16 protein-coding genes are annotated in these 17,680 nt (G+C 62.0%); 1 reads left to right on the forward strand and 15 read right to left on the reverse strand.

Annotated elements, in window-relative coordinates; translation table 11 throughout:
• Position 1: 1 nt before the first annotated feature.
• The gene (locus tag Q2T52_RS01340) at positions 2-1,282 is read right to left on the reverse strand and encodes a 4-aminobutyrate--2-oxoglutarate transaminase (protein WP_302074883.1); all 1,281 of its coding nucleotides are present in this window, start codon (positions 1,280-1,282) and stop codon (positions 2-4) included.
• Positions 1,283-1,477: 195 nt separating this feature from the next.
• On the opposite strand from Q2T52_RS01340, the gene Q2T52_RS01345 reads away from it, so the two are divergent.
• Positions 1,478-2,260, forward strand: a complete 783-nt coding sequence (locus tag Q2T52_RS01345; protein WP_436799497.1) for a cupin domain-containing protein — start codon at positions 1,478-1,480, stop codon at positions 2,258-2,260.
• 69 nt (positions 2,261-2,329) lie between these two features.
• Here Q2T52_RS01345 and Q2T52_RS01350 read toward each other — a convergent pair whose 3' ends face one another.
• The 14 genes from Q2T52_RS01350 to Q2T52_RS01415 form a co-directional block, all read right to left on the reverse strand.
• Positions 2,330-3,985, reverse strand: a complete 1,656-nt coding sequence (locus Q2T52_RS01350; RefSeq protein WP_302074885.1) for an ankyrin repeat domain-containing protein — start codon at positions 3,983-3,985, stop codon at positions 2,330-2,332.
• Positions 3,986-4,168: 183 nt separating this feature from the next.
• A complete protein-coding gene (gene guaA / locus Q2T52_RS01355) occupies positions 4,169-5,749 on the reverse strand; it encodes a glutamine-hydrolyzing GMP synthase (RefSeq protein WP_302074886.1) in 1,581 nt (526 codons plus the stop codon).
• Between the two features lie 41 nt (positions 5,750-5,790).
• Positions 5,791-6,429, reverse strand: coding sequence for a 5'-methylthioadenosine/S-adenosylhomocysteine nucleosidase (locus tag Q2T52_RS01360; RefSeq protein ID WP_302074887.1), 639 nt, complete (start codon positions 6,427-6,429; stop codon positions 5,791-5,793).
• Positions 6,426-6,875, reverse strand: coding sequence for a PaaI family thioesterase (locus Q2T52_RS01365; protein WP_302074888.1), 450 nt, complete (start codon positions 6,873-6,875; stop codon positions 6,426-6,428). Before Q2T52_RS01365 ends, Q2T52_RS01360 begins: the two co-directional genes overlap by 4 nt.
• A 61-nt stretch (positions 6,876-6,936) precedes the next feature.
• The gene (locus Q2T52_RS01370) at positions 6,937-7,389 is read right to left on the reverse strand and encodes a TspO/MBR family protein (protein WP_302074889.1); all 453 of its coding nucleotides are present in this window, start codon (positions 7,387-7,389) and stop codon (positions 6,937-6,939) included.
• Positions 7,390-7,628: 239 nt separating this feature from the next.
• Positions 7,629-8,711, reverse strand: a complete 1,083-nt coding sequence (locus Q2T52_RS01375; protein ID WP_302074890.1) for a DUF1513 domain-containing protein — start codon at positions 8,709-8,711, stop codon at positions 7,629-7,631.
• Between the two features lie 4 nt (positions 8,712-8,715).
• The gene (locus Q2T52_RS01380; RefSeq protein ID WP_302074891.1) at positions 8,716-9,807 is read right to left on the reverse strand and encodes an imelysin family protein; all 1,092 of its coding nucleotides are present in this window, start codon (positions 9,805-9,807) and stop codon (positions 8,716-8,718) included.
• Complete coding sequence (locus Q2T52_RS01385; protein WP_302074892.1) at positions 9,807-11,339, reverse strand: di-heme oxidoreductase family protein; 1,533 nt, start codon at positions 11,337-11,339, stop codon at positions 9,807-9,809. Before Q2T52_RS01385 ends, Q2T52_RS01380 begins: the two co-directional genes overlap by 1 nt.
• 44 nt (positions 11,340-11,383) lie before the next feature.
• Complete coding sequence (locus Q2T52_RS01390) at positions 11,384-12,664, reverse strand: imelysin family protein (RefSeq protein WP_436799471.1); 1,281 nt, start codon at positions 12,662-12,664, stop codon at positions 11,384-11,386.
• A 130-nt stretch (positions 12,665-12,794) separates the two neighbouring features.
• Positions 12,795-14,075 (reverse strand): RsmB/NOP family class I SAM-dependent RNA methyltransferase, encoded by a 1,281-nt coding sequence (locus tag Q2T52_RS01395; RefSeq protein ID WP_302074893.1) that lies wholly within the window; start codon positions 14,073-14,075, stop codon positions 12,795-12,797.
• Positions 14,076-14,146: 71 nt separating this feature from the next.
• Positions 14,147-14,509, reverse strand: a complete 363-nt coding sequence (locus tag Q2T52_RS01400; protein ID WP_302074894.1) for a septal ring lytic transglycosylase RlpA family protein — start codon at positions 14,507-14,509, stop codon at positions 14,147-14,149.
• Positions 14,510-14,903: 394 nt separating this feature from the next.
• Positions 14,904-15,776, reverse strand: a complete 873-nt coding sequence (locus Q2T52_RS01405) for an SDR family oxidoreductase (protein ID WP_302074895.1) — start codon at positions 15,774-15,776, stop codon at positions 14,904-14,906.
• Complete coding sequence (queG, locus tag Q2T52_RS01410) at positions 15,767-16,960, reverse strand: tRNA epoxyqueuosine(34) reductase QueG (RefSeq protein WP_302074896.1); 1,194 nt, start codon at positions 16,958-16,960, stop codon at positions 15,767-15,769. The genes Q2T52_RS01405 and queG overlap by 10 nt, the downstream gene beginning before the upstream one ends.
• Positions 16,941-17,633 (reverse strand): glutathione S-transferase family protein, encoded by a 693-nt coding sequence (locus Q2T52_RS01415; protein ID WP_302074897.1) that lies wholly within the window; start codon positions 17,631-17,633, stop codon positions 16,941-16,943. The genes queG and Q2T52_RS01415 overlap by 20 nt, the downstream gene beginning before the upstream one ends.
• Positions 17,634-17,680: the final 47 nt, after the last annotated feature.

Consider the following 17,680-nt stretch of genomic DNA (forward strand, 5'->3'; position numbering starts at 1 on the left):
CTCAGGCTTCCTTGGCGCATTCGCGCAGCGTGGCTTCCAGGATGTCGAGCGCTTCGGAGAAGACCTCGTCCTCAATCGTGAGCGGCGACAGGAAGCGGATGACATTGCCATAGACACCGCAGGTGAGAAGGATCAGGCCCTTTTCCAGTGCCTTCACCCGCACCTTATTGGTGAAGTCCGCATCCGGCGTATGGGTGCCGGGAATGTTGAACTCGACGGCATTCATGAAGCCCGGGCCGCGGATATCGGCAATCTGCGGCACGGCATCCACCAGCGACTGCAGGCGCTGCTTCAGGCGGGCACCCAGTTGCTCGGCGCGCTCATTGAGCTTTTCTTCCTCGATGATGTCGAGAACCGCATTGCCGGCTGCAATGCCGATCGGGTTGCCGCCATAGGTGCCACCGAGACCGCCGGGGCCGGGCGCATCCATGATGTCGGCACGGCCGGTGACGGCCGCGATCGGAAAACCGCCGCCCAGCCCCTTGGCCATGGTGGTGATGTCGGCCACGACACCATAATGCTCCATGGCAAACAGTCTGCCCGTACGGGCAAAGCCGGTCTGCACTTCGTCGGCAATCAACAGGATGCCGTGCTTGTCGGCCAGTTCGCGCAGCTTCACCATGAAGGCGCGCGGCACTTCGTAAAACCCGCCTTCGCCCTGAACCGGTTCCACGATGAAGGCCGCGACACGGTTCGGATCGACATCCGCCTTGAACAGCTTGTCGAGCACGCCGAGCGTATCCTCGATGGTCGTGCCATGCAGTTCGACCGGGAAGGGCACGTGGAAGACGTCAGGCATCATGGCGCCGAAGCCGGTCTTGTAGGGAACGACCTTGCCGGTCAGCGTCATGCCCATGAAGGTGCGGCCGTGGAAGGCACCGGTAAAGGCGATCACGGCGGAACGGTTTGTGGCGGCACGTGCAATCTTGACCGCGTTTTCAACGGCTTCCGCGCCGGTCGTTACAAAGATCGTCTTCTTCTCGAAGTCGCCGGGAACGGCCTTGTTGAGACGCTCCGCGAGGCGGACATAATTTTCGTAAGGCACGACCTGATGGCAGGTGTGGGTGAAGTGATCGAGCTGGTCCTTCACGGCAGCGATCACCTTAGGATGGCGGTGGCCGGTGTTGACCACGGCAATGCCGGCGGCGAAGTCGATATAGCGGCGGCCTTCGACATCCCAGATTTCCGCATTCTCGGCGCGGTCTGCATAGACCTGGGTGGTGACGCCGACCCCGCGTGAAATGGCATCCGTGCGGCGTGTGGCAAGTTCCGAATTCAGCATGTTCATTCCCCTCTTCAAAGCACCGCCGGACAACATCCAACGAACCGGCATTTCGTTGAGAAGATTTCTTGCATTTTTTCTGTAGATTTACAACGGGGCAGTGAGCGATTATCGAGCATATGAAAGAGGCCTCATCTGCCGGCGCCGGAAAAGACCGTGGACGATATCAGATACAAGATCGCAGAGGCCGCACGCATGGCGGGGGTTTCCACCTCCACACTGCGCCTTTGGGAAAGCCAGGGGCTGATCGAGCCCGTGCGCACGCCCTCCGGCCAGCGTCTCTATGAAACCCGGCATGTGGAGCGGCTGAAGACCATCAGCTGGCTGCGCACGGAAAAGGGCCTGAACCCGGCTGCCATCCGCGAAACGCTGAGGGCGGAACCGGAAACGGAATCCGTGGAAGACGAGGCAATAGAGGATGCCGACATCGGCGAGATCCCGATTGGCAGAAAGATCCGCCGGCTGAGGCGCGAGGCAGGCAAGACACTGGAGACGGTGGCGGTCGCGACCGGCATTCCGATCTCGCTGCTCTCCACCTTCGAGCGCACCTCACAAGGCCTGTCCTTCAAGTCGCTGCATGAACTGGTGGCGCATTTCGGCACCACGCTCGCCGTCCTCTCAGGGCAGGAGGATCGTCAGACCGGCGAGTCACTGATCCGCAGTGGCGAATGGTCCGTCTGGCCGCCGTCTTCCACCGGGGTCACGGTGCAGATCCTGTCCGAAGGCAAGAACCAGATGGAGTGCCACCGCTTCGTGCTGGCACCCGGCGCCTCTAGCGAAGGCGCCTATCAGCATCCGGGCGAGGAATTTCTGCATCTTCTCTCCGGCAGCATGGAGATCATCCTGGACGGCGACCAGTTCTTTGAATTGAGAGCCGGCGACAGCTTCTATTTCGAAAGCCGCCGCCCGCATTCCTGGCGCAATACCAGCGACGGCGAAACGGTGCTGATCTGGGTCAACACGCCCCCGACGTTTTGAGGTTCCTGCGGCGAAAAGATAGGCGATGGCGACGCGCCTGCCACGGCAAAACACCGGCAGCGGCCGATCTTACGCCAAACCCTTCCCCAGCAGCACTTCCATCACCTCTTCGGAAAACCGCAGGGATCGACCATCAATGATCAGGCATTCCGGACTGTCAGAATCGGGCACAGCCGTGGGCAGTCCACTTTGAACGAGCGCACCTGCGCAGGCAGCCCAGTCCGGTTCAGCGATCGTGTCTGCCGGTTCGTTCACCGACGCCCAGGACAATGTGCCGAGGGCGTCGCTGCCAAAACCATGCTCGTCGCGCCAATTCGCTCCATGGGTAAGAAGGAAGCGGGTGAGGTTGGCATCCCCTCTGATCAAAGCATGATTGAGCGCGGTCGCGTTCCAATCTCCCCCCTTGGCGGAAAGGGGCCAGCCGCATTGGACCATGGTCATTACCGCTTCGGTCGCGCCCCAGGCTGCTGCATCCGGCAGCAATCGAAGCTCGCTCTCCGCCAGCGCTGCCGGCAGCTCCGGGTGTCTCTGCTGTAGCTGCAGGGCTGCAGTGAGGTCACCCCGAGAGCAGGCCGCGATGAACTCGTCTTTTGGTGAAAGCGTCTCCGCCGCGCCTGCCGCTTTCAGCAAGTCTGCTACGTCGACCAGCCCCACCCGCAAGGCAAGCCTGTAGGCGCTGACGCCATCGGCTGTGCAGGCGCGGGGATCGGCGCCCGCCGCCAGCAGCGCTTCGATGTGGCGTGTGGAGCAACGTATCGCGATGGCCCGCAACAAAGGTGCGCCCCAGGTCTTGGTCGGTCCCTGGCCCGGCGCTTCGTTCGGGTCGGCGCCATGTGCCAGAAGCAGTTCCAACGCCGTTGCCTCCTTCATGTCGAGCGCACGTCGCAGGGCATTCGTGCCGTCGATGCGAGCACCATGGCGTAGCAGCACAAGCGTGCAGTCCGGTCGCTCCAGCGAATGATAGAGCGATTCGCCATCGTTAGGATCGGCTCCGGCATCCAGAAGCATTTGCGTGAGGACAGGGTCGCGATTGACCCCGGCAGCACCGTAGAGCGCCGACAGAGGAACAGTCTCATCGGGCGCATCCAGGGATGCGGGTGGGAAGCGATTGAAAATCCGCTGGTTCGGATCGGCGCCCGCCTGGAGGAGCCGTTGCACAGCTGCCCTCAGACGCGGCTGGAAGTTTGGGAGAGCAGCCAAGCGTGAATGCGTCACGGCCACGAGCGGGGGAAGTTTGAACGGCCCGAGCGGCTGGTTGATCCACTCGGATGATACAGCGACCGCCTCTGCTATAAGTTCAACATCGCCCGTGGCACAGGCGACTGCGAGCTCGCCGCTCAAACGGTCCGGGTGGGCATTCCAGAGATGAACGGCCACGTGCGCTTTCGGCGTGTTGTAGCTGCCGGTGACATCCCCGCCATAGACCAGCGCCAGCCAGCTGCGCATCGGATCGCCCTCTTGCTCGCGACCGAAGGCCGCTGCGGCCACATGAACCGCCAGATCACCCCAGGACGGAAACCCATATTCTCTGGCCAGACAGGATTGCGCATCGTGCAGCCGCAATCGAAGCGCCAAAATCTCGTCCGGGCTTTTTTTGGAAGCAGCGGGAAGGCTCGTGGCAAAACGGTTGATAGCCGCCGGATCGCCATTGCGATAGAGCCGCAACAAGGCTTTGGCTTGCTTCTTGAGATGGCCGATATCAGGCCGCGCAGGCAGTGCACGCATGGAAGACCTCCGTGTACGTCATGCCGAAGGTCCGCAATACCGGCAACACAAAGGCCGAGAATGGTCAGCTCAACTCTACAGGCGGGTTAGACCCTTTCCGCGGACCCGGAGGCGGCCTGCACCGCGCGCCGATGGTACGGGCTTGCCGCCGAGGAAGTCAACAGGTGTGTCTCGCGCCCAAAATCACTCCCACTCGATAGTGCCGGGCGGCTTGGACGTGATGTCGTAGGTCACCCGGTTGATGCCCTCGACCTCGTTGATGATGCGGGTCGCGGTTTCGCCGAGGAATTCGTGGGTGAAGGGGTAGTAATCCGCGGTCATGCCATCGACCGAGGTGACGGCGCGCAGCGCGCAGGCATAGTCATAGGTACGGCCATCGCCCATCACGCCGACGGTGCGCACGGGAAGGATGGCCACAAAAGCCTGCCAGATCTCGTCATAGAGACCGTGCTTGCGGATCTGGTCGATATAGACCGCATCGGCCTTGCGCAGGATGTCGAGCTTGGCGCGGGTGATCTCGCCGGGGCAGCGGATCGCAAGGCCCGGACCCGGGAAGGGGTGGCGGCCAATGAACTTGTCCGGCAGGCCGAGCTCGCGGCCCAGCGCGCGCACTTCGTCCTTGAAGAGTTCGCGAAGCGGCTCGACCAGCTTCAGGCCCATCTTTTCCGGCAGGCCGCCGACATTGTGGTGGCTCTTGATGGTGACGGAAGGGCCACCCGAGAAAGACACGCTTTCGATCACGTCAGGATAGAGCGTTCCCTGCGCCAGGAATTCGGCGCCGTCGATCGTGTTGGCATGCTTCTGGAACACGTCGATGAAGAGACGGCCGATCGTCTTGCGCTTCACTTCCGGGTCGGTCACGCCTTCCAGTTCGCCGAGGAACAGTTCCTGCTCGTCCGCATGGATCAGCGGAATATTGTAGTGGTCGCGGAACATGGTGACGACCTCTTCGGCCTCACCCTGGCGCAGCAAGCCGTGGTCCACGAAGACGCAGGTCAGCTGCTCGCCGATCGCCTCATGGATGAGCACGGCAGCAACCGAGCTGTCGACGCCGCCCGAGAGCCCGCAGATCACCTTTTTGTCGCCCACCTGGGCGCGGATCTTGGCGATCGCCTCGGCGCGGTAGGCGCCCATGGTCCAGTCGCCCTTGAAGCCCGCCAGCTTGACGAAGTTTTCGTAGAGCGTCTTGCCGTTCGGCGTGTGGTGCACTTCCGGATGAAACTGCACGGCGTAGAAATGACGCTTCGGATCAGCGGTGATCGCGAACGGCGCGTTGGGCGAGGTGCCATAGACCTCGAAGCCCGGGGCGATGCGGCTCACATGGTCGCCATGGCTCATCCAGACCTGCTCGCGGCCATCAGCGAACCAGCCGGAGAGGAAGGGGTCCGTCTGGTCAGCAGGCGTCACATAGGCGCGGCCGAATTCGGCCGTACCGCCGCCGCCGGAAATCTTTCCGCCTTCCACTTGGCCACCCAGATCCTGCATCATCACCTGCTGGCCGTAGCAGATGCCAAGCACGGGAACGCCGAGCGAATAGACCGACTGCGGCGGGCGAGGCGAACCCTCGCGTGTCACCGAATCCGGTCCGCCGGAGAAGATCACGGCCTTCGGCTTGAACGTCGCGAGGAAGTCATCCGTGACGTTCTGATAAGGATGGATTTCGCAATAGACGTTCAATTCGCGCAGACGACGCGCGATGAGCTGCGTCACCTGGGAGCCGAAATCGATGATGAGGAGGCGGTCGTGATGGGCGATCTGGGTCATGGCGAGCCTTTAATGAAGAATGCTCGTTTTGGCAACCGGGTTCAGAGCGCCAAAGCGCCTGATTTCAGCGCCTCTGCCAGGCGGTCGATGACGTTTGCCAGCTTCTCGTCGATCACATGCAGGTATTCCGTCCAGTCCGAGACATGGCGAAGCTCCGCCTTGCCGTCGGAGATGCCGCGAAGCCCGATCAGGGGCACGCCAAAGCTCTGGCAGGCGCGCAGGATGGCATAGGTTTCCATCTCCACCAGATCGGCGTCTATGCCGTCATAGGCCGCGCCCGAGACGATGTTGGCGCCGGTGGAGAGCGAGGCGGTCGGCACTTCAGGGATGCGGTAAGGCAGAGCTATGGTGGCGGGCAGGTCGAGGAAGGGTGTACGGCCCTTCTCGAAGCCAAGCGGCGAGGCATCCATGTCGCGATAGGAAACTGACGTGATCTGGTAGACCTCCGCCTGCTCCAGTGTGCGCGACCCGGCCGAGCCGAGGCAGATGACAAGATCCGGCAGTTCATTCCGTGCAGAAAGCTCGGAAAGCGCCCGCGTCAGCGAGACGGCGGCCTCGACAGGTCCGACACCCGTCATCAGCGGCTTGATGCGCGCCTGCAAATGCGGGCCATATTCGGCATCCGCGGCCATCACAAACAGCAGGCGCTTGCCCGCCACGGTCAGAAGTTCAAAGCTCATCCGGTTACATCCTGCCGTCCGCGAATAATCATCATGCTGCCGCTGACGGAAGCGATCAGCTTGGCCGGTCCGTCGCTCAGCGCATAGGCGCGTCCATCCGCGACAATTATCGTGGAGCCGGGCTTGGTGATCTCACCGCGAAACAGGAAGCGTTCGCCGCGCCCCGGCGACATCAGGTTCACCTTGAACTCGATAGTGAGGATCGAAGCATCGGGCTCGATGACGGTATAGGCGGCATAGCCGCAGGCTGCATCGAGCCCCGCCGCAATCACGCCCGCATGCAGGAAACCGTGCTGCTGGGTCAGTTTCTGGTCGAAGGGCATTTCGATCTCGACCATGGCATGTTGCACGCGGGTCAGTTCCGCGCCGATCGTGCCCATAAAGGCCTGCCGCGAAAAGCTTCGCTTCACCCGTGTTTCAAAATCCCCCGGATCGATTTCGTCCATGCGCATGCCCCTTTTGCGGTGCGCAAAATTGCATGGCTGGTGCCGTGCGGCAAGCTTCAGATCAATTCAGCATGAACAGGGATGCGTTAAGCAACGTCGCGAAACCAACCCAGGCGAGATAGGGCAGGAAGAGCAGGGCGCTGACGCGGTCTGCCCGCCAGCTCGTGGCGATGAAGAGGATGATGGCTGCCAGCATGGGCAGGATGACAACAAGGCCAAGGCCGGTGCTGTGCAGGCCGAAGAAGGCCGGCGACCATAGGAAGTTCAGCATCATCTGCGCCAGCCAGATCTTAATGCGAACTGAGAAACCCTCGGCGAGCCATGTGCGGGCACCGGCGATGCCGATCAGCACGTAGAGCGTCGTCCAGACCGGACCAAAGATCCAGTTGGGCGGATTGAACGAGGGCTTTGCGAGCGACTGATACCATTCGCCCGGAATGTTCATGATGCCGATCAGCGCGCCGATGCCGGTGACGAGGACGATGAATGCGAGGTATGTCAGGATCTTCTTCATCGTCACCGATCTAGGTTTCAGGGTTCATTTTCCAAGCGGAGGCTTGCTGCCTGGGCAATTCCCCCTCTGGCTGCCGCCATCGCGCTCGGTCGTTCAAGACCCCTCCCCACAAGGGGGAGGGCTTAACCCAGCCGCATCCGCAGTGGGTTCGGAGAGGCGGGGCCGTGCTGCTGGCGTTCTCCCCCCTTGTGGGGGAGATGGCGGCAGCCAGAGGGGGTATAGGATAGATTTACGACCTCTCACGCGATCCGGATCATGTGCTGGTCCCACGCCAGCGCCGAGCGCGTCCCAGCGAGATCGCCGCGATAGGATGAGACGGCAATGCCATCGGTCGATGGTGCGGCGCCTGCCGCATCCGGCACGCTGTCCTCACGGATCACGCGTCCGGTCTTCGCGTCGACCAGCACCGCAGCCCCGCCCTTGGGCGAGGCAAGGCCGACGATCGCATCGCGGCGGTTGATGGCGATCGCGCCAACATAATTGGCCAGACGCGCCGTCGTCTCCTCCGGCAGTGTGAGGAAGGTCAGATCCTCGCCCACGGAAAAATACCCGGCCAGCGGCGGCAGGTCGTTGCGCGACCCCTCATATTGGCAGGCAAACCACACGTGCCCTTCGCCGTCGATATCGAGATGGCGGGTAGAGAGCTGGCGGAGCGTCTCGGGCAGCGTATGCCGCTGCACGACATGGCCTGTCTTCGCATCGAGCACGACCAGCGATGGCTCCATGTGGTCGAGGTTCAGCTTTGTCCGCCCGAAATCCGGATGGGTCTCAATACCGCCATTGGCAATCAGCAGGTAGCGACCGTCATCGCTGACGGTCATGTCATGCGTGCCGATGCCCTGCGCATCAAACTCGCCGATGCGGCGAAAACCATCCGTCGCATCGTAAAGGCCGATCATGCCGCGATTGCCGTCGAAATCATTCTCGCTGGCATAGAGCAGACGGCCATCCGGTGAGAAATGCCCGTGTCCGTAATAGTGGCGCCCCTCCGGCGAATGAATGACAACAGGTGCTGCGCGTCCGGCGGGGTCGAAGATCATCGCAAAGGTGCCCGGGCGCCGGGCAAAGGCGACGCCGCGGCCGGTGGCGGGGCAATAGGTCAGTCCGTGGGCGCGGGCGGGTAGCGCAATGCGGTCGATCACCTCCCCACGCTCGCTGACGGTCGCAATGCCATAGGTGCCGTCTGGCGCGCGGAAACCGGAAGCGAACACGGCATCCGCCCGCTCAAGCGCGTAGAGAGACCGAGGGCCAAGCGCTGCCAGAAAACCGGCGCCGGCGGCCCTCATGAAGGCACGGCGGTCAAGGGCGGCGCTCTTCCACACGAGATCAGTCTCCGTCCGAGAAGGAGAAGCCGGCGGTGAGGCCCAGATTGCCGCCGAGATCGTCATTATAGAGCAGCACGAGATCGCGACTATCAGCGAGGAGGGCGTCCAGCTTGTTCTTCTGGCCCGTGTCTTTCGCCGCCTCTTCGAGGTTTGGATTGATCTCGGCTGCCTTGTTGGAGAGCGAGGCGAGATAGACGTCGATCGAATTGAAGATCCAGATCTGACCGGGCCGCAGCAGATCCTTGAGGCCCGAGGCGTGCACGAGGCGGCGCATTCCCTCCAGGTTCTCCTTGAATACCACCCAGGTCAGGCCTGAGCGCCAGAACAGCGCCTGCTTGGGATAGACCGGGTTGTCGCCGCCTTTGTAGAAGGTTTCCAGCCTCTGGTCGCGCAGCGTCTCCGTGCCATGCACCAGAAGGCCCAGCACCTCCGTCAGCGCCTCATGGCCGTTGCGATAGAGCGGGTTTTCTGGACCGGGGGTTTTCCAGGCCCGCTGGATCCCATCAGGCGCGTCCCACTGGCTGGCAAGGTCACCTGCAACGCGCTGAAGGTTTGTCGCCACAGCCTGACCGTAAAGGCAGCGAAAGCCGTTGGCGCTCTTGGTCAACTGCTCTGCATCGGTGCCGTAGAGCACATATTCCAGCGCCGTCAGGCCCTGCACGCCGACGCTTTTGCCGGCAAGCGTGCTCGCCTGCGTGGCGCCTGGGTCCTGCTGTGTCAGAAGCGTTTGGGTCTGCTTGAGGCCCGTGCCCTTGCGGTCGGGGTAGTAGAGAATGCGCTCGAAGCGGTTGTCCTCGATGACGGGCCCGACGCGGACGATCTCGATCCGCGCCCAGCTTCGTGCCGTGTCGGCAAAGGCTGTCTTGGCACTTTCGAGATGATCTGCGGAGGGTGTCGCGCAAAGCGCCGCCATGGCTTCCTGCACGCGGCCCGCCTGAGCTGCAAAATCGCGATAGCCTGGGCGGATCACCTCATCAACCACATGCGTCATCACGGAGCGTGCGGCTTCCTCGGAAATCGCGGGCGCGGCCTCCTGCGCCAGCGCGGGTGCGGCAAAGAGCAGGGTGGAAAGAAGTGTGAAGGACAGGCGCATCAGAGCGACTCCAGAAAAGTGATAAGCGCCGCCCGGTCTTGGGGCCCAAGGGCGGCAAAGGCGTTGCGGGCTTTCTCCGCCTCACCACCATGCCAGAGAATGGCTTCGGTCAGGTTGCGGGCGCGCCCATCATGCAGGAAGAAACTATGGCCGCTGACGGTGCGGGTCAAACCGATCCCCCAGAGCGGCGAGGTGCGCCATTCGCGACCGCTTGCTTCGCCCACCGCCTGCCCGTCTGCCAGACCCTCGCCCATGTCGTGCAGCAGGAAATCCGAATAGGGCCAGATCAGCTGGAAGGCGAGCGCCGGGTCCGGCGTATCGCGGCGCGTCACATATTTCGGCACATGGCAGGAGGCGCAGCCGGCCGCGTAGAAGGCGGCCTTGCCCTTCAGCACAACAGGGTCATCCACCTTGCGACGCACAGGCACGGCCAGATGCTGGGAGTAGAAGGTGACGAGGTCAAGCACCGGGTCCGGCGCTTCGGTGTCACCGAGACGCTGCTGCACGCCGTTGGCCATTGCCAGACAAGCGGCTTCGGCGGCGGTGCAGTCGCCGTAAGGGTTCGGGCGGTCCGGCGTGGAAATGCCCATGTCGCCGGAAAAGGCGCCAGCCGACTGGTCTCGCACAGACGCATTCTGTGCCTTGAAGCCGAAGCGCCCAAGGGTCAGTTGTCCGGTGCGGTGGTCGCGCACGAGTGCCGGATGGCCGTTTATGCCTTGTCCTTCCGCCTTCTGGCGTACGGCATGGCCGAGAATGTCAGCCTCATCGATCGCCTCGATCAACCCCATGCCGATCATCGGTGGCGCGACGCGTGGCGAAAGCGTGGTGTCGGGGTCAAGCGGCCCGTAGGCGAGATCGGAGACGGAATAGCTGGGCTTTCTCAAGGTCACCTGCTCTCCACCGGCAAGTGTCACCACCTGCTCCTCGTAGCGGATCTGCATATGGCCTTCGGCCTTCAGGCCGGGAACGGCGAGATCCTGCAATTGCTCGCCATAGATGGAATCGGGAAAATTCAGCGCTTCGTGGCGGCTCACGGCCTCGCGTTCGGCTTCGGTGCGGGCCGGTCGCGCCAGCCGCAGGAACATGGAAACCGCATCCGCCTTGCCCTCCGGCGGAGAGCCGCGTCCGTCGCGGCCATGACAGCTCATGCAGGAGCGGGCGTTATAGAGCGGACCAAGACCATCCGAGGCCTGCGTGGAAGAGGGCGCCGCCACCCAAAGCTTGCCGAACAGGGCATTGCCCAGATGAAAGCGTTCCTGGTCTTCGAAAGAAAGGGTGGAGGAGGGATGCGAAAAGGCATCCTGATCAGGACGTGCATCACTGGTTGCGCCACCGCCGGACATGGCCTCATAGGCTTCCGCCTTGGCAAAGTCAGTGGCGGGTCGGGTCACCGCTTCCACGCGCGCCATATCGGCAGGTGAAAGATCACTGCGCGTTGCGCGCAAAAGGGCATCCCCGCTTGCGGCGACAAGCGGCAGCAAAGTGATCAGCCCTGAAAGTGCGGGCAGAAGAAAGGCTCTGGCCTTGGTCATGGAAAAAGGCGGCTGCACCTGTCGGCCAGCCGCCCGCACCTCGCTTACTTGAAGACGGCCTTGGGGTCGTCAAGGCTCTTGGAGCCTTCAATCTTCACCTGGCCGACATCGAGCGCCGCAATCACCCGCTGGATGCTCTTGGTCTGGTCAACCAGTCCGTCAATGCCCTTCTGCACGACGGCGTTACCCTCGGTATTGCCTTCGCCGATCATCTGATCATAGGCCTCGACAGTCTTGGCGCGGTTGGCAATGGCGTTCATGGCGGCCAGCGTCGCGTCGAGCTTGGCGGTCATTTCCTTGTCCAGCGCCGGGTCCTTCTGCTTCACGAGATCAGAGAGCGAGGGGCCGGTGAGCGTCTTGCCGTTCACGCGAGTGTAGGTGCCGTTATAGGCAGAAGCGATGCCGATGGCGTCATTCAGATGTGAGGCATGCGTATTGTCGGAGAAGCAATCATGCTCTTCTTCGGGATCATGCAGCAGAAGGCCAAGCTTCATGCGCTCGCCCGCCAGCTCGCCATAGGAGAGCGAACCCATGCCGGTCAGGATAGCGGCAAGGCCTGCCTTCGGATCAGCGGTCACGGCCTTGGTGGCTTCCCCCTTCTTGCTCCAGGCGGTTACCATCTCCTGCAGATCGGAGACCAGAAGCGTGGAGGCTGATTTCAGATACTGCGCCCGGCGGTCGCAATTGTCATGGGTGCAATGCGCCTTGTCGTAATCGGTATAGGGGCGTTCGCCCGCACCCGGGCCGGTGCCGTGCAGGTCCTGGCCCCAGAGCAGGAATTCGATGGCGTGATAGCCAGTCGCCACATTGGCTTCCACCTTGCCGGCCTCGTGCAGGCTGCGGAGAAACTTCGGCGTCAGCTTGGAGGCGTCGATCGTCTCGCCATTGATGGTGAGCTTCGGATGCGCGATGACGTTGGCGGTAAAGTAGGCGTTCTGGTCACTCTCAGTGCCATAGGAGGCATCGACGTAGTCGATCAGGCCTTCATCCAGCGGCCAGGCATTTACCTTGCCTTCCCACTCGTCGACGATCGGGTTGCCGAAGCGGTAGACTTCCGACTGCTGGTAGGGAACGCGCGCGGCAATCCAGGCCTGACGTGCTGCGATCAGTGTCTTTTCGGAGGGCTTTGCGATCAACGCGTTGATGGCCTTGTCGAGCGCCTTCGCCGTGATCAGCGAATCCTCATACTTCGCATGTGCCAGTTCGGCATAATGCGTGAGCACCGCCTTGGCAGTGATTTCGGCGGCCTCGGCCTTCGTGACGGTGAAAGCCGCCGAGGTGGCGAAAAGCGCCATGGCGGCGCCGAGAACGGTCTTGCGGATCATTGTCCCTCCTGCATGAGTAGACCTCATGCGGCAGGTCATGGCGCAATTTAAAACTTGTGTCAAACAGTATAGTTTAGAACGTTTCCATCATTCTTGTCGGATTTGGCAAACGTCAAAACCCGTGCGCGGATCAGCCCTCGCGCTGCATGCGGCAGAAGAAGAAGCCGTCCGTATCGGTCGTTGCCGGCGTCAATGTCAGCGTGGAACCGTCAGGTGAATGCGGCTTCGGCGCCGCCGCGCCAAAGCAGGCGGTCCAATCATCCAGGACAGGCTTGATGGAAAATTCCGGATGCTCGTCACAGAACCGGCGTACCTGCTGGTCGTTCTCTTCCGGCAGAACGGAACAGGTCACATAGACCAGCGTGCCGCCGGGGCGCACATAGGCCGAGGCCTTGGTCAGTGCGTCGATCTGCTGGGCGGTGCGTTCCTCAATTGTGCGCGGCGTCAGGCGCCATTTGGTATCCGGGCGCCGCCGCCAGGTGCCGGTGCCCGTGCAGGGTGCATCGACCAGCACTGTATCCAGTCTGCCTTCCAGGTTCACCAGATCGCGCGGATGGTCATGCACCTGCACATTGCGCGTGCCAGCGCGGCGCAGCCGCTCGATGATAGGCGCCAACCGCTTGCGGTCGGCGTCATAGGCATGGATCTGGCCCTTGTTATGCATGGCCGCCGAAAGCGCCAGCGTCTTGCCGCCGCCGCCTGCACAGTAATCGAGAACCTGTGTGCCTTCCGCAGGACGAATGAGATCGGAAACGATCTGCGATCCCTCGTCCTGCACCTCGAACCATCCCTTTTCGAAGGAAACTTCAGCGGTGACGTTCGGGAGACGGGACGGTCCTGTCCCTGCGGGAATGCGGATACCGTTCGGCGTGATGGGCGAAGGCATGGCACCGGAGCGATCCAACGCCTTCACCACCTTGTCGCGGTTGGCCTTCAGCGTGTTGGCGCGCAGATCCAGTGTCGGGCGCGTTGCCATGCCTTGTGCTTCGGCCAGCCAGTTGTCACCGAAGAAGGCTTGGAAGGAAGGCTGCACCCAATCCGGCAGGTCACCCTGCACATGCAGGGGCGCATCGGAAAGATTGCGGGCGGCAAGCGCCGAAAGATCCGGTGCCTCTGGCGCGAACTTGTCGTCGGAAAGTTCCGCGGCAAGCGTCTCCGACGAATAGCCCCACTGGCGCAGCAATACCGCATAGACCAGAGCAGTCTCGGATTCGCTGTCCATCAGCCAGGCATGGGAGAGACGCATGCGAAGCGCGTCATAGACGAGGTTGCCGATGGCGGCCCGGTCACCCGACCCCGCGAAGCGATGGGAAAGGCCCCAATCCTTCAACGCATCCGCGACAGGGCGCTTGCGCGCTTCGATATCGGTCAGCACCTCGATGGCTGCCGCCATCCGTCCGCCCAGTCGCATAGGCTTTATCTCTCCGTTGGTTCAAGCCCGCGTGTAACCGCGATCAGGCTCAAGGGCAAGTCTTGCCGACTTTAGCCGAGAACCTCGTAGCAAACCTGGGCGGTGCCGGAAGCAACCATGCCGATGTTCTGCGCGGCGGCCTTGGAGAGATCGAGAACGCGACCGCGGATGAACGGGCCGCGATCGTTGACGCGAACAATGACACTCTTGCCATTGCGCTTGTTGGTAACCTTCAGCTTGGTGCCGAAGCCGAGAGAGCGGTGAGCCGCAGTCAAATTCGTCGGGTTCATCCGTTCGCCGGATGCTGTCCTGGTGTAATCCGAATACCAGGAGGCGCCACCACAACCGGGCGCAGCATTGGCTTCAGCGGAGGTCAGACATGCAAAAGTCGCGAGGGCGACAGCGGCGAAGGTAGAGCGTCGAACAAACTTCAAATCGTAAAGTCCCCTGTGGAAAGGCATGCACTTGCGTGCGGCGGGGCTAAAGCGCGGCCAAAAAAGGCGAAAACGTGGGGTTTGTGATCACGCAATGTTACATCCATTAACATTCGTGATTAAAGCCGGCTAACGATCAGCGGCCTCGTAGTTAGAAGAAATTCAAAAGAATCAGTAGGAAAACGGAAAAGCGTTCCGGGTGGAATCGCAATGGTGAATCGATCACAAAAATCGCAGAAAAAATTTTATCGTCGGGACGATTCTGCTGCCCATTTTGCGGAAAAAATGTGATGCCTTGTCTCAATCGTTAAGAAAGAATGACCGACAAGGTGGCTAAGGATGGAATTTTCACCCGATCGGGTGGTGTGCCGGATCGGGATTCAAGGCCCGCATTTCAGCCTTTCCAGCCGCCGCTTTCCCACATCTGGCTGAGTGAAACTCGGTATTCCGGGAACAGGAATGAAAACCCCAGGTTGCGCAGCTTCTCATTCGAGACGCGCTTGTTCTCGCCATAGAAGGAGCGTGCCATGGGTGACAGTTCGGCCGTCTCAAAGGCCTGTTCCGGCGGCGGCTCCACGCCCATCAGGCGCGCAGCTTCCGCGACCACATCCTGCGGCGGGGCGGGTTCATTGTCCGTTACATTGAAGATGCCGCCCAGCGAACGCCCAGCCAGAAACAGGCTTGCCGCGCCGATATCCTCCACGCGGATACGATTGAACACCTGGCCGGGCTTCACCAGACGCCGTGCCGTGCCCTGTGCCAGATTCATGAAGCCGTTGCGCCCCGGACCATAGATACCGGATAGGCGCAGAATAGCGGTCGGCACACCGAGCTTTTTGCCCGCCTCCATCCACGCCTCTTCTGCTGCCACACGCTCCACGGAACGGGCAGAGACTGGACGGCACGGCGTCTCCTCCGTCACCCAACCGCCGCCATGATCGCCATAGACGCCAACGGTCGAGAGATATGCGATCCAGCGTAAAGAGGGGAATGCGGCGGCGAGATCTTCCCCGCAGAGATTGAGCAGCGGATCACCTGCCTGCCCGGGCGCGATCGATTGCACCAGATGCGTTGTCTCTGCCATCGCAGCCTTGAGTGGCTCGGACAGGCTGAGGCCGTCGAAAACATGCGCCTTGATCCCCTGCGCCTCCAGAGAGGCAAGCTTTTCGGCGCTGCGGGTGGTGCCGGAAACCGTGCCGCCGGCTTTCCGTACCTCGGCTGCGATTGCCTGCCCGGAATAGCCCGCGCCAAAGATCATCATCTGCATAAGCTCGTCTCCGCGTCCTGCCATTCCTGTTCGACCAGTGGGTCTATATCCGCTTCGCGTCCTTTTGCCATGATCATGAACTCTTCCGCCGGCAGCAGCCTGGAAAGCGCCCACACCGCCATGGCCCGCACCACCGCCGCCTGATCGCCGAGCAGTACGCGGCAGGGCTCGATCAGCGTCGCCTCGCCGGAATTGCCGGCCGCCATCAGCACATTGCGGACGAAGCGGTCCCGTCCGATGCGCTTGACCGGCGAGCCACTGAAAAAGCTGCGGAAGGCCGCATCATCCAGCGTCAGCAGAAAGGCGATGGAAGGCTCCTTCAGATCCTCGCGCGCCTTCAGCTTCATCTCCGAGGCTTCAGCTGCAAACTTGTTCCAGGGGCAGGCGGCGAGGCAATCGTCGCAGCCATAGATGCGATTGCCGATCAGGGGCCGGAACGCCCGGTCGATCGGCCCCTTGTGCTCGATCGTCAGGTAAGAAATGCAGCGCCGCGCATCGATCTGGTAGGGGGCTGGAAAGGCATCTGTCGGGCAGGCATCGAGACAGGCGCGGCAGGAGCCGCAATGGTCTCGTTCGGCTTCGTCGATCTCTAGTTCCGCCGTGGTGAACAGGCTGCCGAGAAAGAGCCAGGAGCCATGGCTGCGGGACACGAGATTGGTATGCTTGCCCTGCCAGCCGAGACCGGCTGCTGCCGCCAGCGGCTTTTCCATGACCGGCGCCGTATCGACGAAGACTTTGACATCCTCGCCGGCGCGGGCGGCAAAGCGGGTGGCAATCTCTTTCAGCCGACCCTTGATGACATCGTGATAATCGCGATTGCGGGCATAGACGGAGATGACGGCCTTGTCTCGCTTCGAGAGCAGCAGGCGCGGATCTTCCTCCGGACCGTAGTTCAGGCCGAACATCACGATGGAGCGCACTTCGCTCCACAGCACACGCGGGTCGCCGCGGCGCTCCTTCGTGTCCTCCATCCACTCCATGGTGCCGTGGCGTCCGGCCGCGACAAACTGGGCGAGGCGCATGGGTGCCTCTGGAATGGCGGTTGGAAGCGTGATGCGACAGAGATCGAAGCCCTGGGCCTGCGCCTCCTGGCGGATGAAGGCGGTCAGCTTGCGCCGACGCTCCGCCGCTTTGGGTGAGAGAGCGGAACCGTCAGCTGTCTGATCAGAAGTCGAGATCCGCATAATGAGACACCGGCGTAATGCCGCGGATGCGCTCCGCCAGCAGCGGGCGGAACGAAGGCCGCGATTTCAGCCTCTGATACCATTCCTTGGCAATCGGTGTCTCCTGCCAATCGATTTCGCCGAGATAATCCATCACGGAGATGGAGGCGGCGGCTGCCAGATCGGCATAGGAAAGCCGCTCGCCCGCAAGCCAGGTGCGGGAACCGGCAAGCCATGAGAGATACTTCATGTGCTGGCGGATGTTGGCGCGCGAGGTCCGCAGCACCTTGGAATCCGGGGCGCCGCCGCCCTGGGCCGGCGTCATCTGCAGCTTGTAGACGCGCTCGCGCGTCAACGGCCGGGTGACGTCCTGTTCCATCTTCACCAGGAACCATTCCGTCAACCGGCGGATCTCGGCCCGCTGGAAGGGATCCTCCGCCAGAAGCCGTCGCTCGCGCTTCAGTACGCCATGAGTCTCATCCAGGAATTCGAGCAACACATTGGCGCCACTCAGCACCCGCATACTGTCATCCACATAGACAGGCAGGGTACCAGCGGGATTGAGCGCGAGAAACTCGCGCCGCTTTTCCCAGGTCTGCTCCTCGACCAGATCGGTTTGAAAACCATATTCGGCCAGAATGAGCCGGACGAACCTCGAAGCCGAGGACATGGGATGATGATACAGGGTTGGCATCGATACTCGAACGTCACAATTGCTGTTATAAGCGGGAATCGGCCTGG

It is taken from the genome of Rhizobium oryzicola, assembly GCF_030504645.1.
GTDB classification, from domain to species: domain Bacteria; phylum Pseudomonadota; class Alphaproteobacteria; order Rhizobiales; family Rhizobiaceae; genus Neorhizobium; species Neorhizobium oryzicola.